The sequence below is a fragment of the Tessaracoccus zhenghani genome, from assembly GCF_054552775.1.
On sequence record NZ_CM137275.1, the window covers coordinates 1,972,218 to 1,991,496 of the forward strand.

Sequence of the window (19,279 nt, forward strand, 5' to 3'; positions counted from 1 at the left end):
GGGGATGAGGACACGGTCAATGCTGATGGTGCTGCTGCTGCTCGCCGGGATCGGCGTCGTGAGCTGGCAGCAGGCCCCGCGCGCCGCCGCGTGCAGTTGCGTGGCGCAGTCGGTCACCGAACACGCCGAGAGCGCGGATCTCGTCGCCGAGGGCATCGTGGTGGGCGTGGACCGGCCCGAGAACCCGCAGAGCTCCATGGACGACGCGACCTACACCGTCGAACTCACCCGCTTGTGGAAGGGCCCGGAGGCCCCGCAGGTGGCCGTCCTCTCCCCGGTCAGCGGCGCGAGCTGCGGCCTGGAGGGCCTCTCCGAGGGCATGACCATCGCGCTGTTCTCCCGCGACGACAACGGCGTGTGGCGCTCGGACCTCTGCGACGGCACCGGCCCCATGAACGACGCCATGGCGGCGGAACTGACCACCGCGAAGGGCGAGCCGAGGGTGCTCACCCCGTCGGCCGACTCCTCGACTGCGCCCTCCCCCGGCCCCGACAACGGCAGCCCGGAGGTCCTCTACACGGCGCTGGGGGTGGCAGCGGTCGCGTTGCTGGCGCTGGTCGTGCTCGGTTGGGTGCGCCGCCGTCGATCCGACTAGACGGCCGCCGGCGGTGCGGTCCAACGCTGCTTGAGCCAGCGCCACCCGCGTCGGATCCTGGCCATCATCGCCAACGCGAGCCAGATCATCAGGGCCAGCAGGACCGCGGCGACGACCGCCGCCAGGACGGGGAACAGCACGGCGAGGGTGGTGACGCCGACCACCCCGATGTCGCCGGCGACCGAGGCCGTCACGTTCGAGACCGGCTCCGGTGAGCTGTTGACGGCCAGCCGGATCCCCGCCTTCGAGAGGTGGCTGAGCAGTGCGGTGACGCCGCCGACGGCGGCGAGCGAGATGGTGAGGAGGTCGCCGTTGGCGCCCGCGATCAGGGCGCCGATCACCGCGCCCGCCACCGGGCGGATGACGGTGGAGGGCACGTCCCAGACCGAATCGATGACCGGCACCTTGTCGGCGACCAGTTCCACCAGCGCGAGGATGCCCATGACGATCAGGACGTCGGTGCGCTGGAAACCCTCAGGGACGCCGCCGGTGTTCAGGAAGCGCCCGAGGATGCCGAGGATGAACACCGTGGCATACGCGTTGATGCCCGAGGCCCAGCCCGAGGCGAAGGTCATTGGCAGCAGTTCCATGCGTTGAAGTATGCGGCGCGGGCACGGTCAGCAACAGGCCTGCAGGCCCGGATCAGGGGGGAATGGGGGCCGGTTCAGTCCTCTGCGGGGGTCCAGCCTGCCGGCATCTGGACGAGCAACCCACCGTCCTCCACCTGCACCAGCAGCGACCTGATCTCCCCGAAGTGGTCGCCGTCGAGTTCGATCTCCTCCGGCCGGTGGAAGGTGATCTCGATCTCGCGGCACTGCTGGTAGTTCAGCTCGCGGCTGCGGTCGCGCTGCTTGCGGACGAATTCGCTGCGGGTGCGGTGCAGGATGGCGTTGTCCACCAGCACCTTCCAGGCCACCCTGGGCCAGCCGAAGACGCCGCGGGGGAAGACGCCGACCACGTCCAGCACACCGTCGTCGACGGCCGCGTCCGGCAGCAGCAGCACGTTGCCGCCGATGGAGCCGCAGTTGCCGATCAGGATGGTGTGCAGGCGGGCGCGCTCGGGTTCGGATTCGTCGAGCCGGTAGGTGAGCCGCATGCGATGGTTGCGGAACAGCGCCTCGACGCCTGCCTTGACGTACGCGAGCATGCCCACGCGCTTCTTCAGCTTCTCGTCGGTGGTCGACATGATCTGCGCATCCAGCCCCACCCCCGCGGCCACGAGGAAAACGCGTTCCTCCTCGTCGCCGTTGGGGCGGACCCAGCGGGCGATGCCGAGGTCCACCTTGCGGGGCTTTCCGTTGAAGGCCGCGTCGACGGACTCCGGCAGGTTGTCGAGGGTGAGGTCCAGGTTGCGGGCGAGCAGGTTGCCCGTGCCCTGCGGCGCGAGCGCCAGCGGGACCCCGCTGTCGCGCAGCCCCTCGGCGACGCAACGGATGGTGCCGTCGCCCCCCACGCCGAGCACCACGTCGACGCCCTTCTCGACGGCCTCCCGCGCCATCCCGACCCCGGGGTCGTCCTCCTCGGTCTCCAGCCAGAGGACCTCCCCCCAGCCCGCTTCGGCGCGCGCCGGCTCGACAACCGCCTCGAGGTCGGCGCGGTCGATCTTGGTGGGGTTGAAGATCACGGCGAGAGTGCTCATGTCCCTAGTGTGGCCCTTCCCGGGGCGGCTGGGGTCGATCGGCCACGGCCTCAGTCCTCCCACACCGGCACGTCGCGGGGCTCGAGGACGCCCTCCTGAAGCACCACGATGGCCCAGGGCTCCACCGTGGTGGCCCCGTCCACGATCATGCCCTCGCCCTCCTGCCAGTAGTTGTGCGCGGGCTCGGCCCATGACGCGGTGTCGATGAGGCGGCGCAGGACGCACCCCTCGGCGGGCATCGGCAACGTGAAGTCGATCGGGTGCTCGGCCATGTTGATCAGCACCCAGAAGTCGTCGCCGGGGTTGTTGATGCGCACCGCCACGGCCCGGTGGCCCTCCTCCGGGTAACCGTCGCCCGTCGGCGTGGAGAACAGGTAACTGACGTCCCTGTTGTCGGGGATGAGGTCGCCCCAGTGGGTCTGCTGCAGCGACTCGTGGCGCTGCCGGAGGTTGGCGATGAAGGTGGCGAACCGGAACAGCGAGTTGGCATCGTCCTGGTTGTCGAAGCGCCCGAAGTTGTCGTGGTAGGCCGCGTCGACGCCTGCCTCGACGTCGACGAGGTGGGGCGCCGCCGTCGGGATCATGGCGTAGTTGTTCAGCATGGCCAGCGAGTCGAGCTCCCAGGGGTTGTTGTTGCCGTTCTGGGTGCGGCCGAACTCGTCGCCGGCCACCACCATCGGCACGCCGCGGGAGAAGAACAGGATGGTCCACAGGTTGCGCACCCGCTGGCGGCGCAGCGCCTGGGAGCCACCCGAATCCCAGGACAGGTTGTTGTCGGAGCCGCCGTCGGAGGGCCCGAACGGGTATGGCTGGTCGTTGTTCTTCTCCTGGTAGCTGACGAGGTCCACCATGTTGAAGCCGTCGTGCGCGTCGACGAAGTTGATGGACTTCTGCGCGCCGCCCGAGTCGTGGAAGTGGTGGTAGTCGCCGTTCATCATGTCGAGGAAGTCACGCATGTTGGCGTCGCCCTTGCTGAAGCGGCGCACCGCGTCGCGGTACCGGCCGTTCCATTCGCCCCAGCCGCGCGGGAAGTTGCCCACCTCGTAGCCCCACAGGTCCCACGCCTCGGCGATAACCTCGATGTGCTCACTGGCGGCGAAGTCCGCGATGGCGACCAGCAGCGGGTGGTCCGTGAAGAACCGCTTCTGGTTGGCCCAGTCCTCCGGGTGCGCCTCGTCCGGTTTGCGGCCCAGCACGGTGGCAAGGTCGAAGCGGAACCCGTCGACGCCCATGTCCGTGGTCCAGTAGCGCAGCGAGTCCAGCACCAGCCTGCAGGCGGCGTCCGACGAGAAGTTGAGCTGGTTGGAGGTGCCGGTGGCGCCGTCGACCAGCACGAAATCGGCGGTCATCTGGTAATAGTCGGCCGTGGCGAAGCCGCCCAGCGAGGTGAAGCCGGTGCTGTTGACGTCGCCGTCCCAGTTGCCGCCCTCGGCCGTGTGGTTGTAGACGACGTCGAGGTAGACCTCCATGCCGACGGAGTGGAAGGCCGACACCATCTCCTTGAACTCGCGCGTGGGGCCGCCGTAGCTCTGGTCCGACGAGTAGCCGCGGTGGGGCGCGAAGTAGCTCAGGGTCATGTAGCCCCAGGCATTGGTATAGCCGCGGCGGGCGGATTCCGACGCGTTGGTCTGCTGCAGCGGGAGCAGTTCGACGGTGGTGAAGCCCAGCGCCTTCAGGTAGGGCGCCATCATGCCGGCGCCCTTGTAGGTGCCGCGGAACTCGTCGGGGATGCTCTCGACGCCTTCGTAGCCGGGCTCGTCCTTCAGCAGTTCGCCCAGGCGGCAGACGGACGGGTGCCCGGTGAGCTGCGGCACCGAGACCTCGTAGATGGACGACTTCTCGGCGGGCAGGCGCGGCTTCTCGGCGATGGGCGTGTAATCGGTGATCACGATGCCCTTCGGGGCCTGGCGGGCGGTGTCGACCGAGCGCCGCGTGGGCAGCGGTTCCTCGGGCTCGACGTCCTCAGCCGCCGGGGTGGGGTCCACCTCCACCGGGCCGGTGCCGAACACCTCATCGTTGCCGTGCTCGAGGATGCTGTCGGAGAAGACGTTGTGGCTGATCTCGCGCGCATAGGGGTCGAACAGCACCTTGTTCGGGTTGAACCGGTTGCCGTCCTCGTCCATGTCCGCCTCGAAGCCCTCCTCCGTGCCGGGCTCCCAGGTGTCGACGTAGGGCCAGTTGCGGCCCCAGACCCGATAGCCGTACAGGGCCCCGAGCGGCAGGCCCTGGATGTTGGCGCGCCAGATCCCGTCCGGCCCCTTGGCGGGGAGGAAGGTGTGGGACGCGTCGGCGCCCAGCGCCTCCGGATAGATCTCCAGTTGGACGCGGGTGGCGGCCGGGGCGTGGACGGCGAACGTGATGCCTTCCGCCGAAGGGCTTGCTCCGAGCGGCCAGTCCGCGGTGGGCCAGCCGGGTTCGTCGAGTGCGATGATCATCCCTCGATTGTGGCAAACACTGGGGCCGCCCGGTAAAACACGCCTCATCCTGCGGCAGGCCGTACCCCGGCGGCGCCACCCCACACCATGAGAATTCTCCTCGGACGGGCACTCCGAGGGTCCCGCGGCGCCGTAGTCTCTCAGGATGTACAGGCACGTCTTCTGGGACCTGGGCGGGACGCTCGTCGACACCTATCCGGCGCTCGACGCGGCACTGGCCGACGTGGTGCGCAGCCACGGCCTCGAACTGTTGGATTCAGAGGTGGCGATGCTGACGCGCAGGTCGACGGGCGAGGCCATCGCCGCGCTGAGCGGGCGCTTCGACCTGCCGGAGTCGGAGTTCGAGGACGCCGAGGCTGCCTTGAAGACGCGGTGGAGGTCGGCTCCCCCGCCGGCCATGCCCGGCGCCCGGGAACTGCTGCGCGATGTCTCCGCGGCGGGCGGTCTCAACCTCGTGGTGACACACCGCGACCGCAGTTCCGCCCAGACGCTGCTGGACGGGCTGGGACTCGTCGTCGACGACCTCATCTCCACCTCCGACGGCCACCCGCGCAAGCCTTACCCCCAGCTGTACCTGATGCTGATGGAGCGGCACGGGCTGGACCCGGCGGACTGCCTGAGCGTGGGCGACCGGCCGATCGACGCGGAGGCCGCCATGGCGGCGGGGATGACGGCGGCCACGGTGGAGTCGGCTGCTGCTCCCGTCGACGACGCGGCCGAGCACTCAGTCGCCCACCTGGACGACCTGCGCCCGCTCCTGGGCCTCGATTCTCGGCCGCACGGGGCCTAGAGGAAGTCGTCCCAGCTGTCGACCTGGTCCTTCAACCGCTCGTAGAGCCCTTCGAACTGGTCCTTCTGACCGGAATCACTGAGGGCCTGGTCCACGGCGGAGATGGCGTCGCTGGCCAGTTGTTCGTCGCCGCTGCGGAGCGCGCTGGAGAGATCGCGCAGGCCGGCGTCGACGGCCTTGCGCGCATCGTTGTCGAGGTTGCCGCCCGTGAAGGCTTCACGTACGGCGGTGCTGAGCTCATCGGCCGCCGCCTGAGCCGACTGCGCGGCCCCCTCGATGTTGCCCGGGTCCGCCGGTGGGGGCGCCTGAGTGACAGGGGGCGCGGTCTCCACGGGCGGTTCAGTCTGCGGCGGAGGCGCCTCGGTGGTGACCGGGGCCGTCGTTGCCGGCGCAGCCGTCGTCGTCGCGGGGGCGGCCGAAGGGCTGGGGCTGGGCGAGGGCGTGGGGCTGGGGGACGCCTCGGTGGTCTGCGGGGAGGGTGAGACCGAGGGCGAGGCGTCGCCGCTCGGCGAGGCCGACGCCGGCACGGCAGCGGTGGGCGACCGGTCCGCCGTGAGCTGCGGGTCCCCGGACAGCAGCCACCAGGCGAAGCCGACCACCATCAGCACGGCCAGCGCGATGAGGCCGATCAACAGGCCGCGCCGGCTGCCCTCTTCCTCTTCTTCCATGGGCAGGAGGACATCGCTGTCCTCGGGCTCTGCGGCGGCCCGGGCCGGCGCGACCACGGGCGCCGCAACCACGGGGCCGGGTGCGTCGGCCGGGTAGGCCCGCATGGGCGCGGGGAGACCCGCGGCCGGCACCACTGCCGTGTCCTCCCCCACCACCACGGGCGGCGGGAGGAGTTGGGTGACGGCTTCGGCGGTCTCGGCGCGCAGCGCCGCCTCGAGGGTGGCCGCATCCGCCGGCCGGGCGTCCGGGTCCTTGGCCAGCATGGCGGTGACGATGGCGGCCAACTGCGGCGGCACGTCGGGACGGGCCTCCTGGATGTTGGGTACCGGCTCCGTGGCGTGGGCCATCATCGTGGACACCGCGGTGGGGCCCTGGAAGGGGGGCCGGCCGGTGATGAGGGCGAACAGCACGCAGCCGAGCGCGTAGATGTCTGCGCGCTGGTCGACCCGCATCCCGCGGGCCTGTTCCGGCGCCAGGTAGGCGGCGGTGCCGATGACGGCACCGGTGGCGGTCAGCGGCGAACCGGAATCTGCCACCGCCTCGTCGATGATGTGGGTGATGCCGAAGTCGAGCACCTTGACCGCACCGTCGGCGGCGCGGGCGATGTTGCCGGGCTTGACGTCGCGGTGCACCAGGCCGGCGTGGTGGGCGGCGCCGAGCGCCGCCGAGACCTGGATCGCAATGCTGCGGATCTCTTCGAACGGGAAAGCGCCGCGGGTCCGCAACTCGTCCGCCAGCGTGCTGCCGGGCAGCAGCTCCATGACGAGGAACGCCCGGTCGTTGTCGACGCCGGCGTCGAAGACGGTGACGATGTTGGGGTGGTTCAGGGCGGCCGTGACGCGCGTCTCCCGGCGGAAGCGTTCCGCGGTGACCTCCGCGTCCTCCATCTCCGCGACCACCTTGACGGCGACCTCGCGGTCCAGCACCTGATCCCGGGCGCGCCAGACGGTGGACATGCCACCACGACCGAGCCGCTCTTCGAGGAGGTAGCGGCCGGCGAGGACATACCCCGGGCCGGGTTGGCTGCGCTCCGTCATGGTCCGAGCCTAGCCCCCGTTCCTGTCAGGGGAGGACCTACCGTCTCACGCCCCTTGCCAGGAACGGTTGGCCGGCGGCTCAGTCGTCGTCGACCTCACCGGCCAGGGCCTTGGCCGCGAGATTCTCCTCCTCGGCCACCTCCCAGACCTCCTTGGCGGCCTGGAAGTTGAGCACGACGATGCCGAGACCGAGGATGAGGTCCGGCCATCCATTGGGCACCAGGGTGAGCGTCAGGAGGCCCATGGCGATGATGCCGATGTTGATGATCACGTCGTTGCGGGCGGCGAGCCAGGCGGCCTTGGTCATGGATCCGCCGTGGTCGCGCTGGCGCAGCAACAGGAACGCGCACAGGGAGTTGACCACCACGGCGCCGCCCGCGGTGAGGATCAGCGACAGGGGATCCGGCGCGTCCGGGTTGGAGAACTTGGCCACCGCCTGCCACAGCGCCGCGGCGGCGGGGGCCAGGATGACCAACCCCATGACCTTGCCGGCCTTCGCGCGCCGCGCAAGCGGCCAGCCCAGCGCGGCGAAGATCAGCAGGTTGACGGTGGTGTCCTCGAGGAAGTCGACCGAATCCGCGAAGAGCGACACGGACCCGATGGCCCACGCCACCGTCGCTTCGATGAAGAAGTAACCCAGGTTCAGGCCCGCCACCACCAGCACGGTGCGGCGGAGCAGGCGGGCTTTGGCGGGGTCGAGCTCGATCACGGGCTGAATGTACTACCACATGCAATGTCCGCCAGCAGGGGGGCGTCCGCGCGGGTCCACACAGGGAGGTCCCCACTGGAGGAGATCTGATGCGGCGGCCCGTCAGCCTTCCGCGAGCACGTCCTTCATGGACTCCGGGCCCCACGTGAGGATCTGGGCGTTGGGGATGGCCGTGAAGAGGACGGCGTTGCCGTGGCCCACGAAGACCGTCTGGTCCTCGCTGGGCTCGGCGTAGATCTCGTAGCCGGCGTCCGCGGCGCTGCTCATGATGGAGTCGATGACGGGCTGGGGGTCCTCGTCGATCATCATCACGGCGGACTGCTCCGACTGGGTCACGATGGTGCTCTCCGGCAGCTTCATGCCCTTCGGCACGGTGACGTCCATGGGCCCGACCTTGATCACCTCGGTCTGGATCTCCCCGGTGAACGCCTCCTCCTCCGGCTGCGGGAGACCGCTCTGGGTGCCGCCCGCCGGGGCGGACGCGGTCACCTCGGGCGCGGGCGTCGGTTCTTCCGAGCCGGTGCAGGCAGCCAGCGAAAGCGCGGCGACAACGGTGACGGCAAGTGCGCCGGGTCTCATCCTCATGGGCGCAATTCTATGCAGCGTCCGGGGACAGGCCCTCGAAGAGGTCCGTGGCCGGCCCGTCGCCCTGCGGGAACGGCTGCCCGGCACCGAGGAGATAGGCCTCCCCCGCGCCGGGGAGTTCCTGCATGATCGAGAAGAACTGCCAGAACGGGTCCTCCGCGTTGACCTGGCTGCGGTGCGTGAAGAGCGCGCGGCGGCAGATGTCAAGGTACGGCTGCAGCTCGACCACCGCGACGATCTGTTCCGGGTCCGGGCCGAAGCGGCGCTCCGCCTCGTCGTCGCTGTGGTCGTGATCAGCACCCCACAGCTCCAGACCACGCTCGCGGGCGATGGCGTAGGCCTCCGCCCACCGGCTGGTGTTGTGCGTGTTCCAGAGCACCCGCTGCACCTGCCACGGCGATCCGAGATCCGGCCGGTGCGACGGAGTGGCCGCCAGCTGCACGGCGTACATCAGCACGCGGTGGGCCTGGATGTGGTCCGGGTGGCCGTAGTTGCCGTGCGGGTCATAGGTGACAGCCACCTGCGGGCGGCGGGTGCGGATGACCTCGACGAGGTGGTCCGCCGCCTCGAGGAGGTCTGCGCGCCAGAACGCGTTGTCCGGCATCTCGTCGGGCACGCCCGCGCGGCCCGCCTCCGTGGTGATCATCCCGCTGTCGTGGTAGCGGCCGACCCCGCCGAGGAAGAGGTGGTCCGTGACGCCGATGACACTCATGGCCTGCGCGATCTCCTCCTGCCGGTGCACGCCCAACTCCTGCGGGGAGTAGTGCGCCCAGTCGGGCACCAGGATCTCGCCGAGTTCGCCCAGCGTGCAGGTCACGAGCGTGACCTGGGCGCCTTCGGCGAGGTACCGGGCCATGGTGGCGGCGGACTGGCTGGATTCGTCGTCGGGATGGGCGTGCACGAGCAGGAGCCGGCGATCAGGGAGCATGTCCTTCAGCATAGGCACCGTCAGTTCCTGAGCAGAGTGGCGAACTCGACGAAGTCGTCGACCTCAACCTTGCGCTTCGAGCCCACGAGGGCGTCGGCGAGTTCGTCGGCGCCGGCGCGGACGCGGCGGCCCAGCGAGGCGACACCCGGGCCGCCGAAGTCCGACGTCGCGGCGAAGATGGCCGTGCGCATGGTCAGCGCGCCCAGGTAGCTGAAGAGGGGGCGCATGGCGAACTCGAGCATCAGCGAGTGGCGCTCCGTGCCGCCGGTGGCGGCCATGAGGACCTGCTTGCCCTTGAGCGTGTCCATGTCGAGGATGTCGAAGAAGCTCTTGAACAGGCCGGACATGGAGGCCGAGAACGTGGGACTGACGACGATGAGGCCGTCCGCGGCGGCCACGGCGTCGGTGATGCGGGCCAGTTCGCCGGTGGGGAACCCGGTGAGCATGGCGTCGACGATGGGGTGGGCCAGCTCGCGGAGTTCCGCGACGGTGACCTCGAGCTCCTCCCCCTTGGCGGCGAGGGAATCACGCAGCCGGGCGACGATGTCGTCGCTCAGCACGCGGGTGGACGACGGCGACCCCAGGCCGCCGGAAATAACGACGATGCGCTGCATGTGTCTCTCCTCAGAGCTTGTTGTCGTCTTCGGCGCGGGTGCCGGTCCAGCGGTCCACCTGCGGCTCGCCGGGCGCCGCCTCCTCGACGGGCCCCCGGGTGGCGAGCAGGCTCGCGTGGGTGGGGGCGTCGGGCACGTGCGCGGGCTTGAGCTTCGCGAACTCCTTGCGGAGCACGGGCACGACCTCTTCGCCGAGCAGGTCGAGCTGCTCGAGCACCACCTTCTGCGGCAGGCCGGCGTGGTCCATGAGGAACAGCTGGCGCTGGTAGTCGCCGGCGTACTCGCGGAAGCCGAGCACCCGCTCGATGACCTGTTGGGGCGACCCGACGGTGAGCGGCGTCTCGCGGGTGAAGTCCTCCAGCGACGGGCCGCCGCCGTAGACGGGGGCGTTGTCGAAGTAGGGGCGGAACTCGCGCACGGCGTCCTGCGAGTTCTTGCGCATGAAGACCTGGCCGCCGAGGCCGACGATCGCCTGATCCGCCGAGCCGTGGCCATAGTGCTCGTAGCGGCGGCGGTACAACTCCACCATCCGCCGGGTGTGCGAGGAGGGCCAAAAGATGTTGTTGTGGAAGAAGCCGTCACCGTAGTAGGCGGCCTGCTCCGCGATCTCGGGCGAGCGGATGGAGCCATGCCACACGAACGGCGGGATGCCGTCCAGCGGGCGGGGGGTGGAGGTGAAGCCGTGCAGCGGGGTGCGGTACTTGCCCTCGAAGTTGACGACCTCCTCGCGCCACAGCGCGTGCAGCAGCGAGTAGTTCTCGACGGCGAGGCCGATGCCCTCGCGGATGTCCTTGCCGAACCAGGGGTAGACGGGGCCGGTGTTGCCGCGTCCCATCATGAGGTCGACGCGGCCCTCCGCCAGGTGCTGCGCGTAGGCGTAGTCCTCGGCCAGGCGCACCGGGTCGTTGGTGGTGATGAGCGTGGTGGCGGTGGAGAGGAGGATCTTCTCGGTCTTCGCGGCCAGGTACGCCATCAGGATGGGCGGGTTGGCCGGCGCGATGAACGGCGGGTTGTGGTGCTCACCGGTGGCGAACACGTCCAGACCCACTTCCTCAGCCTTCATGGCGAGCTCGACGGTGGCCCGGATGCGGGCATTCTCCGTGGGCGTCCGGCCCGTGGTGGGGTCCGTGGTGACGTCACCGATGGTGAAGATGCCGAACTGCATGGTGTGCCTTTCCTTCAAGCTGATGTCATCACTGTACAACATGCTTGAGGATTCAACTATTCCTCTCCCCGGGCCCAAGCGCGCCGGCAGCTCAGGGTTGCAGCACCACCTTGATGCAACCGTCGGACTTGGTCTGGAACATCTTGTACGCCTCCGAGGCCTCAGACAGCGGCACGCGGTGCGTGGCGAAGCCCTCCAGCCCCATGACGTCGCCGTCCTCCAGCGCGAGTGCCAACAGCTCGTCGGTCCACCGTGGCACGTTGCACTGGCCGAGGCGCAACGTCAGCTGCTTGTCGAACAACGTCATCATGGGCATGGGATCGACCATCCCGCCGTAGACGCCGGCGACCGACAGGACGCCGCCGCGACGGACGGCGTCGATGGCGGTGTGGAGGGCATCCAGCCTGTCGATGCCGAGGTGTTTGAACATCTGGCGGCCCACCGGCTTAGGCATCCGGGCGGTCCCGGCGATGATCTGCGCGGTGAGCGGATTGCCGTGCGCCTCCATCCCGACGGCATCGATGACGCAGTCCGGGCCGCGGCCGTCCGTACGTCCGCGCAGCGCCACGGCGACATCCTTGACCTGACGGTAGTCGACGGTCTCCGCGCCCCACTCCTCGGCCAGGCGGAGCCGCTCGTCGACGAGGTCGACGCCCAGCACCCGGGTGGCGCCCTGGCGGAACGCGGAGCGCACCGCCATCTGCCCCACCGGGCCCAGCCCGAGGACCGCGACGGTGTCGCCGGGCTTCACCTCCGCGTACTTCGCCGCCTGCCACGCGGTGGGGAGGATGTCGCTGAGGTAGAGGAACCGCTCGTCGTCGAAATCGGCCGGGAGCTTCGCCGGCCCGAAGTCGGCGTGCGGCACCCGCACCCGCTCCGCCTGCCCGCCCGGCACGCCGCCGTACATCGAGGTGTACCCGAACAGCGCCGCCCCCCGGCCCTGTTCGCGCACCTGCGTGGTCTCGCACTGCGTATGGAGGCCGCGGGTGCACATCCAGCAGTGGCCGCAGGTAATGGTGAACGGGACCACCACGCGGTCACCCACGGCGAGGTTCTGCACCGCGCCGCCGACCTCCTCGACGATGCCCATGAACTCGTGGCCGAGAATGTCGCCCTTCTCGAGGAACGGCGCGAAAGTGGAGTAGAGGTGCAGGTCCGAGCCGCAGATGGCGGTGGAGGTCACGCGCAGCACGGCGTCTGTGGGCTCCATGATCCGCGGCTCGTCGACCTCCACGGTGCGGATGTCTTCAATGCCTTGCCAGGTGACTGCAAACATGTTCCAGCCTCACATGACGCGGCCGGCGGCGACACCCCTCATGGGGTGGTGCTGGGGCGGCTCCGCCTGAGGCGAAACAAGAACTCCGTGACGACAGCGGCCCTCGGTCAGACGACGCGGCGCATCCAGCCGTGCTTGTCCTCCGCGCGGCCGTACTGGATGTCCACGAGGTGTTGGCGGATCTCGCGGGTCTTGCTGCCCGGCATGCCGTCGGCCACCTCCTGGGGGCCGCAGTCCGGGGAGTTGAAGCCGGTGATGGGGGTCACGACGGCGGCGGTGCCGCAGGCGAACACCTCGGCGATCTGGCCGCTGGCCACGCCATCGAGCACCTCGTCGATGGAGATCCTGCGTTCCACGGCCTTGAGGTCATGATCCGCCGCGAGTTCCAGGATGGATTCGCGCGTGACGCCCGGCAGGATGGTGCCGAGGGCCGGCGTGAGCAGTTCGCCGTCGGCCGTCACGAACATGATGTTCATGGTGCCGCACTCCTCCACCCACTTGCGCTCCGCGCCGTCGAGCCACAGCACCTGGCCGCAGCCGTTGGCCGCCGCCTCCTCCGTGGCGATCAGGCTGGCGGCATAGTTGCCGCCGCACTTGGCGGTGCCGGTGCCGCCGGGGGCGGCGCGCGTGTAGTTGGGGGTGATCCACAGCTTCACGGGCTCCGAGTAGTACGGGCCCGCGGGCGTGGCGATCACGGCGTAGCGGTAGGTGTTGGCCTCGCGGACGCCGAGATAGGGCTCCGAGGCGATGGTGAACGGGCGCAGGTAGAGACTCTGCTCGTTCTCGCTGACCGGCACCCAGTGGTGCTCCAGCTTCACCAGTTCCTCCACCGACGCGAGGAAGAGGTCTTCGGGCAGGACGGCCATGCCCAGGCGGCGGGCGGAGTTCACGAAGCGGGCGGCGTTGCGCTCGGGACGGAACAGCCAGATCGAGTCGTCGTCGTGGCGGTAGGCCTTCAGTCCCTCGAAGATCTCCTGGCCGTAGTGCAGGACGGCGGAGGCGGGGTGCAGCGCCCATTCGGTGGTGGGCACGATGCGCGGTTCCTGCCAGCCGTCGCCACTGATGTAGTCGATCACTGCCATGTGGTCCACGTAGTAGCGACCGAAACCGGGGTCTGCGAGCGCCGCGTGACGGGCTGCTTCGGCGGTGGGGGTCGTGCTGCGTTTGATGGAGAACTGGGCCATGGAGGTGATGGTATCCCCGACGCACACCGGCGCCGGCGGGGGTCCACTCATCAAACCGCGGCTGAGCACCAGCCCCATCCATGCCGCACGGCCCGAATCCAGATGTGGGGCCGTGGACGACGCCGAATCTAGATGTGGCGCGTCCTCCCGGCCGACGAGAGGTCGCCGCCACCCGTCCGCCCGGCCTAGGCTGGCGCCATGACCGAACAGACCAGGAGCCCCCGCGCCGTCGACGTGCAGCGCGTGTCGTCCACCGATTTCCGCGCCACCAACGAGCGCGGCGGCGAGATCGCCATCGGCACCGGCGGCGACGACCTCTTCACCCCCGTGGAACTCCTGCTGGCCGCCATCGCGGCCTGCGGCTCCATCGACGTCGACATGCTGACCACCCGCCGCGCCGTGCCCGACGTGTTCGCCGTCGAGGCGTCCGGCACCAGCGTCAAGGACGAGACGGGCAACCGCCTGGAAGACATCCGGGTCACGTTCGACGTGCGCTTCCCTGAGGGGGAGGACGGCGACCGGGCCCGCCGGATCCTCGACAAGTCCATCGAGCGCGCCCGGGATGTCCTCTGCACCGTCTCGCGCACCGTCGCCCTCGGCACCCCGGTGGAAATGGTCCCGGCCAACCGGGAATGAAATGGCCCTCCCCCGGGTTGGGAGATGGGCAGGGCGGCTGACCGGCCGACCCGAATGAACACAGGAGCCGTCATGAAGAAACTCTGGAAAGCAGTCGCCGCCATAGCAGCCATGGGCGTGATGCTGACCGGCTGCGGCGGCTCCGACGACGGAGCGGATCCCGCAGTGGTGGGCGCAGACCCCGAGGCCGCCATCGAGATCGGCTCCATCTACGAGCCCGGCAACCTCAGCAACACCGGCGGCGGCGGCCAGGGCGTCACCGAGGCCCTGGGCGGCAACGTCTACGAGGCCCTGATCAAGCTGAACGACGACGGCTCCATCAGCAACCTCCTCGCGGAGGACTACGCGGTCAGCGACGACGGCCTCACCTACACCTTCACGCTGCGCGACGGCGTGAAGTTCCACTCCGGCCGCGACCTGACCGCAGCAGACGTGCAGGCCAGCTACGAGGCAGTGGTGGCCGAGGATTCCCAGGCGGCCCGCAAGTCCAGCTTCGCCGTCGTGGATTCCGTGGCGGCCCCCGACGACAAGACGGTGGTCTTCACGCTCAACTCGAAGTCCATCTCATTCCCGTACTACATGGCCTACGTGTGGATCGTGAACCCGGAACTCGGCGACCCGCTCACAGAGACCGACGGCACCGGCCCCTACACGCTGGACGAGTGGAAGCGCGGCAGCACGCTCAGCCTGGTGCGCAACGACGACTACTGGGGCGACAAGGCCAAGAACGGCCGCGTCACCTTCAACTACTTCACCGACGCCAGCGCCTTGGGCAACGCCCTACTGACCGGCCAACTCGACCTGGTCACCACCATCCAGAGCCCGGATTCGCTCGTCCCGTTCGAGGACAACGACGAGTTCCAGATCAGCGAGGGCACCTCGACGGTGAAGGAACTGCTGGCGTTCAACGACCGGGTCGCCCCGTTCGACGACGCCCTCGTCCGCAAGGCGGTCTACTCCGCCGTCGACCGCGAGAAGCTCCTCAACGCGATCTGGGACGGCCGCGGCACGCTGATCGGCTCCATGGTGCCGCCCACGGACCCCTGGTACGAGGACCTCACGGACCTCAACCCGTACGACCCGGAGCTCTCCAAGGAACTGCTGACCGAGGCGGGCCTGGCGGACGGCTTCGAGTTCGAACTCCAGACCCCCAACTACGACCCGCACCCGCAGGTGGCCGAGTTCCTGAAGTCGGAGCTGGCCAAGGTGGGCATCACGGTCAACATCAAGACCATCACCGCCGACGAGTGGTACTCCAACGTGTTCAAGGAGCGCGCCTTCGAGGCCACGCTGCAGGAACACGTCAACGACCGCGACGTGGTCTGGTACGCCAACCCCGACTTCTACTGGGGCTACGACAACGCCGAGGTGCAGACGCTCGTGGCCGAGGCAGAGCAGGCGGATTCGCCCGAGGCGCAGGCGGAGAAGCTGAAGGAGGCCAACCGGATCATCGCGGATGAGGCCGCCAGCAACTGGCTCTACCTGTTCCCGCAGATCGTCGTGGCGCACAAGGACATCAGCGGGTTCCCGGTCAACGGCCTGAACTCCCAGTTCTTCGTCTACGGCATCACCAAGGGCTAATCTTTGGCAATGATCCAGCGGGAAACCCGGGCGGGCGCATGACCAGTTACCTGGTGCGCCGGCTCGGGTTTCTGCTGCTGAGCTTCCTGCTGGCGATGCTGCTGATCTTCGTGCTGCTGCGCCTCCTGCCGGGCGACCCGGCCAACGCGCTTCTCTCCGTCGACGCCACGCCGGAACAGATCCAGGCGGCGCAGGAGCAGGTGGGGTCCAACCTGCCGCTCTGGGAACAGCTCACCACCTGGCTCTCCGATGTTGCCCGGCTCGATCTGGGCAACTCCTTCATCTCCGGTAGCCCCGTCCTGCCCGACATCGCCCAACGCCTGACCGTCACGCTGCCGTTGACACTCATCGCGTTCATGCTGTCGGTCGTCGTCGCCGGCCTGCTGGGCTACACCGCGGCCGTGCGCTCGGATACCCGGCTGGGCGTGCTGCTGTCAGGCGTGGCGCAGCTGGGCATCGCGGTGCCGGTGTTCTGGATCGGCATCCTGCTCGTCTGGTTGCTCGCGCTGGAACTGCGGCTGCTCCCCTCTGGCGGTTTCCCGCGCACCGACTGGGAGGATCCGGTCGCCGCGCTCACCTCGTTGACACTGCCCGTGATCACCATCGTGTTCGTGATGAGTGCGTCCCTGACCCGGTACGTGCGCTCCGCGGTGCTGGACGTGCTGGACGCGGACCATCTGCGCAACGCCCGCGCCCTGGGCGCGAGCCCCACCGAGGCCTTCCTCCGTCACGGGCTGCGCAACGCGTCGGTGCCGGTGATCTCCATCCTGGGCATCGAGCTGGCGTCCACCCTGCTGGGCGCCGTGGTGGTGGAGGCCGTCTTCAACCTGCCGGGGCTGGGATCCATGCTGACCAAGGCCATCGCGGAGCACGACTACCCCAGCATCCAGGGCGTGCTGCTGGTCACCACGCTGTTCGTGCTGTTGATCGGTTTCCTCGCCGACGTGGTGCAGCGCGTCGTGGACCCGCGGCTGCGCGTCTCACTCTCGGGGGCCGACGCATGAGCGCCCCGGTCGAGCTGCCCGCGGCCGTCGTGCCCGCGCCGGCCCGCCGGCGGGCGCGGTTGCCGCTGACGCTGCTGGTGGGCACGGCATTCCTGCTGTCCGCCGTGGCGCTCGGAGTCGTCTCCCTCGTCTGGTTGCCGTTCGACCTGGCGGACACCTCCGGCGGGCGCCTCGAACCGCCCGGCACCCAGCACTGGATGGGCACCGACAGGCTGGGCCGCGACACCTTCAGCTTCATCATGGCCGGCACCCGCATCGCGCTGACCGTCGGCGTGGGCAGCTCGGCCATCGCCATGGTGGTGGGCACGGTCATCGGGCTGATCGCCGCGTTCTCCAGGGGCTGGCTCGACGACATCCAGTCGTCGCTGCTCGACGTGCTCATCGCGTTCCCCACGTTGCTGTTGGCCATGCTCATCGGCGCCGCGCAGGGCGCGAGCCTGGGCTCCGCCGTCGTCTCCATCGGGCTGGCGGCCTCCGCGATCGTCGCGCGCCTCACCCGCATCCTCGCCAAGAGGCTGCTGGGCGCGCAGTTCGTCACGGCGGCCCGCACGTCGGGCACCGGTTGGCTGGGCATCATCCGCTCGCACCTGCTGCCCAACATGTGGCCCACGCTCGTGGTGGCGGGCGCGCTGATCTTCGGGGCCGCCGTGCTGGCCGAGGCGTCGCTGTCCTACCTGGGGTTGGGCGTGCCGCCGCCCAACTCGTCGCTGGGGCGGTTGCTGCAGGAGTCGCAGTCGACGGTGAACTCGGCGCCCTGGGGAGCCGTCGCGCCGGGTGTGGTCATCGTGATCATCGTGTTGGGTGCCAACTTCGTCGCCGACGGGCTGCGCGAGCGGCTCGACCCGACGCGGAGGGAGCGGTCGTGAGCTACCTCGACGTCTCCGATCTCGCCGTCGTGGCCGGCGGCCGGCGGGTGGTGGACGGAGTGTCGTTCGCCGTCGACGCCGGTGAGCGCGTGGGCATCATCGGCGAATCCGGCTCCGGGAAGTCGCTGAGCATCTTCTCGGTGCTGGGGCTGCTGCCGCGCGGGCTGCGGGCCTCCGGGTCCGTCCGGGTGGCCGGGCAGGAGGTCATCGGCGCCTCGGAACGGGTCCTCGCGGGTGTCCGCGGCGCGAAGGTGGCGATGGTGTTCCAGGATCCCTCCACCGCTCTGGATCCCCTGACGCGCGTGGGGGCGTTCCTCGCCGAACCGCTGCGCCGACACCGTGGGCTCGGCGGCTCCGGCCTGGAGGCGGCCATCCGGCAGGCCCTGGACGAGGTGGCGCTGCCGTCGACGGACCGGGTGCTGCGGGCCCTCCCGCACGAACTGTCCGGCGGGCAACGCCAGCGCGTGGCGATCGCGGCCGCCCTGGCGTGCCGGCCGAAGATCCTGCTCGCGGACGAGCCCACCACCGCGCTCGACGTGACGGTGCAGGCCGGCGTCCTGAGCCTGCTCGCCCGGGTGGTGGAGGAACACGAGATGGGGTTGCTGTTCGTCTCGCACGACCTCGCCGTCGTCTCGCAGACCGTCACACGGGCGCTGGTGATGCGCGACGGACGCGTCGTGGAGGAGGGGCCGGTGGAGGCCCTGATCACGGACCCCCGTGACCCGTACACGCACCGGCTGGTGGGCAGCGCTCGGGCGCTGGACCGTGCGCTGACCACCGGGAGGCTCGAGTGACGATCCTGGCGCTGGAGGGCGCCACCTACCGCTACCGCGGGGCCACAGAGCCGGCCCTGCAGGGGCTCGACCTCGCCGTCGACAAGGGGCGGAGCTTGGGCGTGGTGGGCGAATCGGGCTCCGGCAAGACCACCGCGCTGCGGCTGCTGCTGGCACTGGCGTCGCCCAGCGAGGGGCGGGTGCTGTTCGACGGCGAGCCGCTGTCGCTGCGGAACGCCGGGCAGGTGCGGCGGCTGCGTCGCGCGGTGCAGCCGGTCTTCCAGGACCCGTACGCGTCGCTGGACCCGCGGATGCGGGTGGACCGCATCGTGGCCGAGCCGCTGGTGTCGCTGGCGGTGGAGCGCGACGGTGCCCGCCGTCGAGCCCGGGTGGCCGACGCATTGGCGGAGGTGGGCCTGGAGTCCGACGCCCTGAAGCGCTACCCGCACGAGTTCTCCGGCGGGCAGCGGCAGCGCATCGCCATCGCCCGGGCCCTCGTGACCAACCCCGAGGTGCTGATCGCCGACGAGCCGGTGAGCGCCCTCGACGTGACCACGCGCATCGAGGTGATCGCGCTCTTCGACAGGCTGCGGAAGGACCGCGGGCTGAGCATCGTGATGGTGTCGCACGACGTCAGCGTCGTGGCCGCGCTGTGCGACGAGACGGTCGTCCTGCAGGACGGCCGGCTCGTCGAATCCGGCCCCACCATGGAGGTGCTGAACGCACCACGGGAGCCCTACACCCAGGCGCTGATCGCCGCTATCCCGCGGCTCGGGGCCGGCGCTGGATAGGG

Annotated in this window: 19 protein-coding genes; 8 read left to right on the top strand and 11 right to left on the bottom strand. The window is 69.8% G+C overall.

Translation table 11 applies throughout. The features are described from left to right. Positions 1-4: 4 nt before the first annotated feature. Entirely contained in the window at positions 5-595 is a 591-nt protein-coding gene (locus ACX1DX_RS09395) for a netrin-like domain-containing protein (RefSeq protein WP_459396386.1), read from the top strand. On the opposite strand, the gene ACX1DX_RS09400 is transcribed toward ACX1DX_RS09395, so the two are convergent. From ACX1DX_RS09400 to ACX1DX_RS09410, 3 genes are all read right to left on the bottom strand, one after another. After that, positions 592-1,185, bottom strand: coding sequence for a DUF4126 domain-containing protein (locus ACX1DX_RS09400; RefSeq protein WP_076062872.1), 594 nt, complete (start codon positions 1,183-1,185; stop codon positions 592-594). The two genes, ACX1DX_RS09395 and ACX1DX_RS09400, sit on opposite strands and share 4 nt — an antisense overlap. 74 nt (positions 1,186-1,259) lie before the next feature. Next, positions 1,260-2,234, bottom strand: coding sequence for a diacylglycerol/lipid kinase family protein (locus ACX1DX_RS09405; RefSeq protein ID WP_459396387.1), 975 nt, complete (start codon positions 2,232-2,234; stop codon positions 1,260-1,262). A 50-nt stretch (positions 2,235-2,284) separates the two neighbouring features. After that, positions 2,285-4,669, bottom strand: a complete 2,385-nt coding sequence (locus tag ACX1DX_RS09410; RefSeq protein ID WP_459396388.1) for an alpha-amylase family glycosyl hydrolase — start codon at positions 4,667-4,669, stop codon at positions 2,285-2,287. 145 nt (positions 4,670-4,814) lie between these two features. On the opposite strand from ACX1DX_RS09410, the gene ACX1DX_RS09415 reads away from it, so the two are divergent. Beyond that, entirely contained in the window at positions 4,815-5,459 is a 645-nt protein-coding gene (locus ACX1DX_RS09415; RefSeq protein ID WP_459396389.1) for an HAD-IA family hydrolase, read from the top strand. On the opposite strand, the gene ACX1DX_RS09420 is transcribed toward ACX1DX_RS09415, so the two are convergent. The 8 genes from ACX1DX_RS09420 to ACX1DX_RS09455 form a co-directional block, all read right to left on the bottom strand. Further along, positions 5,456-7,165, bottom strand: a complete 1,710-nt coding sequence (locus ACX1DX_RS09420; protein ID WP_459396390.1) for a protein kinase domain-containing protein — start codon at positions 7,163-7,165, stop codon at positions 5,456-5,458. The genes ACX1DX_RS09415 and ACX1DX_RS09420 overlap by 4 nt on opposite strands. Before the next feature lie 79 nt (positions 7,166-7,244). After that, positions 7,245-7,874 (bottom strand): cation efflux transmembrane domain-containing protein, encoded by a 630-nt coding sequence (locus tag ACX1DX_RS09425; RefSeq protein WP_459396391.1) that lies wholly within the window; start codon positions 7,872-7,874, stop codon positions 7,245-7,247. 102 nt (positions 7,875-7,976) lie between these two features. Continuing rightward, the gene (locus tag ACX1DX_RS09430; protein ID WP_459396392.1) at positions 7,977-8,459 is read right to left on the bottom strand and encodes a hypothetical protein; all 483 of its coding nucleotides are present in this window, start codon (positions 8,457-8,459) and stop codon (positions 7,977-7,979) included. 10 nt (positions 8,460-8,469) lie between these two features. Continuing rightward, positions 8,470-9,387 carry an N-acetyl-1-D-myo-inositol-2-amino-2-deoxy-alpha-D-glucopyranoside deacetylase gene (gene mshB, locus ACX1DX_RS09435; RefSeq protein WP_459396393.1) on the bottom strand — a complete coding sequence of 306 codons (918 nt, stop codon included), beginning with the start codon at positions 9,385-9,387 and terminating at the stop codon, positions 8,470-8,472. A 20-nt stretch (positions 9,388-9,407) separates the two neighbouring features. Beyond that, complete coding sequence (locus ACX1DX_RS09440) at positions 9,408-10,001, bottom strand: CE1759 family FMN reductase (protein WP_459396394.1); 594 nt, start codon at positions 9,999-10,001, stop codon at positions 9,408-9,410. A 10-nt stretch (positions 10,002-10,011) separates the two neighbouring features. After that, on the bottom strand, positions 10,012-11,166 hold the full coding sequence (locus ACX1DX_RS09445; RefSeq protein ID WP_459398203.1) for an LLM class flavin-dependent oxidoreductase: 1,155 nt from the start codon (positions 11,164-11,166) through the stop codon (positions 10,012-10,014). Between the two features lie 91 nt (positions 11,167-11,257). Further along, positions 11,258-12,442, bottom strand: a complete 1,185-nt coding sequence (locus ACX1DX_RS09450) for a zinc-dependent alcohol dehydrogenase (protein ID WP_459396395.1) — start codon at positions 12,440-12,442, stop codon at positions 11,258-11,260. Positions 12,443-12,549: 107 nt separating this feature from the next. Continuing rightward, positions 12,550-13,626 (bottom strand): branched-chain amino acid aminotransferase, encoded by a 1,077-nt coding sequence (locus tag ACX1DX_RS09455; RefSeq protein ID WP_459396396.1) that lies wholly within the window; start codon positions 13,624-13,626, stop codon positions 12,550-12,552. Positions 13,627-13,824: 198 nt separating this feature from the next. On the opposite strand from ACX1DX_RS09455, the gene ACX1DX_RS09460 reads away from it, so the two are divergent. From ACX1DX_RS09460 to ACX1DX_RS09485, 6 genes are all read left to right on the top strand, one after another. Next, a complete protein-coding gene (locus ACX1DX_RS09460) occupies positions 13,825-14,262 on the top strand; it encodes an OsmC family protein (protein ID WP_182763256.1) in 438 nt (145 codons plus the stop codon). 72 nt (positions 14,263-14,334) lie between these two features. Beyond that, positions 14,335-15,843, top strand: coding sequence for an ABC transporter substrate-binding protein (locus tag ACX1DX_RS09465; RefSeq protein ID WP_459396397.1), 1,509 nt, complete (start codon positions 14,335-14,337; stop codon positions 15,841-15,843). Positions 15,844-15,881: 38 nt separating this feature from the next. Continuing rightward, the gene (locus ACX1DX_RS09470; RefSeq protein WP_459396398.1) at positions 15,882-16,847 is read left to right on the top strand and encodes an ABC transporter permease; all 966 of its coding nucleotides are present in this window, start codon (positions 15,882-15,884) and stop codon (positions 16,845-16,847) included. Then, positions 16,844-17,713, top strand: coding sequence for an ABC transporter permease (locus tag ACX1DX_RS09475; protein WP_459396399.1), 870 nt, complete (start codon positions 16,844-16,846; stop codon positions 17,711-17,713). The genes ACX1DX_RS09470 and ACX1DX_RS09475 overlap by 4 nt, the downstream gene beginning before the upstream one ends. After that, on the top strand, positions 17,710-18,507 hold the full coding sequence (locus ACX1DX_RS09480) for an ABC transporter ATP-binding protein (RefSeq protein WP_459396400.1): 798 nt from the start codon (positions 17,710-17,712) through the stop codon (positions 18,505-18,507). The genes ACX1DX_RS09475 and ACX1DX_RS09480 overlap by 4 nt, the downstream gene beginning before the upstream one ends. Continuing rightward, positions 18,504-19,277 (top strand): ATP-binding cassette domain-containing protein, encoded by a 774-nt coding sequence (locus ACX1DX_RS09485; RefSeq protein ID WP_459396401.1) that lies wholly within the window; start codon positions 18,504-18,506, stop codon positions 19,275-19,277. Before ACX1DX_RS09480 ends, ACX1DX_RS09485 begins: the two co-directional genes overlap by 4 nt. Positions 19,278-19,279 lie beyond the last annotated feature (2 nt).

Excerpts from the sequence above, each read along its gene's own strand:
- ACX1DX_RS09395 (WP_459396386.1), top strand. The coding sequence starts at position 5 with ATGAGGACACGGTCAATGCTGATGGTGCTGCTGCTGCTCGCCGGGATC.
- ACX1DX_RS09400 (WP_076062872.1), bottom strand. The coding sequence starts at position 1,185 with ATGGAACTGCTGCCAATGACCTTCGCCTCGGGCTGGGCCTCGGGCATC.
- ACX1DX_RS09405 (WP_459396387.1), bottom strand. The coding sequence starts at position 2,234 with ATGAGCACTCTCGCCGTGATCTTCAACCCCACCAAGATCGACCGCGCC.
- ACX1DX_RS09410 (WP_459396388.1), bottom strand. The coding sequence starts at position 4,669 with ATGATCATCGCACTCGACGAACCCGGCTGGCCCACCGCGGACTGGCCG.
- ACX1DX_RS09415 (WP_459396389.1), top strand. The coding sequence starts at position 4,815 with ATGTACAGGCACGTCTTCTGGGACCTGGGCGGGACGCTCGTCGACACC.
- ACX1DX_RS09420 (WP_459396390.1), bottom strand. The coding sequence starts at position 7,165 with ATGACGGAGCGCAGCCAACCCGGCCCGGGGTATGTCCTCGCCGGCCGC.
- ACX1DX_RS09430 (WP_459396392.1), bottom strand. The coding sequence starts at position 8,459 with ATGAGGATGAGACCCGGCGCACTTGCCGTCACCGTTGTCGCCGCGCTT.
- mshB (WP_459396393.1), bottom strand. The coding sequence starts at position 9,387 with ATGCTCCCTGATCGCCGGCTCCTGCTCGTGCACGCCCATCCCGACGAC.
- ACX1DX_RS09440 (WP_459396394.1), bottom strand. The coding sequence starts at position 10,001 with ATGCAGCGCATCGTCGTTATTTCCGGCGGCCTGGGGTCGCCGTCGTCC.
- ACX1DX_RS09445 (WP_459398203.1), bottom strand. The coding sequence starts at position 11,166 with ATGCAGTTCGGCATCTTCACCATCGGTGACGTCACCACGGACCCCACC.
- ACX1DX_RS09450 (WP_459396395.1), bottom strand. The coding sequence starts at position 12,442 with ATGTTTGCAGTCACCTGGCAAGGCATTGAAGACATCCGCACCGTGGAG.
- ACX1DX_RS09455 (WP_459396396.1), bottom strand. The coding sequence starts at position 13,626 with ATGGCCCAGTTCTCCATCAAACGCAGCACGACCCCCACCGCCGAAGCA.
- ACX1DX_RS09460 (WP_182763256.1), top strand. The coding sequence starts at position 13,825 with ATGACCGAACAGACCAGGAGCCCCCGCGCCGTCGACGTGCAGCGCGTG.
- ACX1DX_RS09465 (WP_459396397.1), top strand. The coding sequence starts at position 14,335 with ATGAAGAAACTCTGGAAAGCAGTCGCCGCCATAGCAGCCATGGGCGTG.
- ACX1DX_RS09470 (WP_459396398.1), top strand. The coding sequence starts at position 15,882 with ATGACCAGTTACCTGGTGCGCCGGCTCGGGTTTCTGCTGCTGAGCTTC.
- ACX1DX_RS09475 (WP_459396399.1), top strand. The coding sequence starts at position 16,844 with ATGAGCGCCCCGGTCGAGCTGCCCGCGGCCGTCGTGCCCGCGCCGGCC.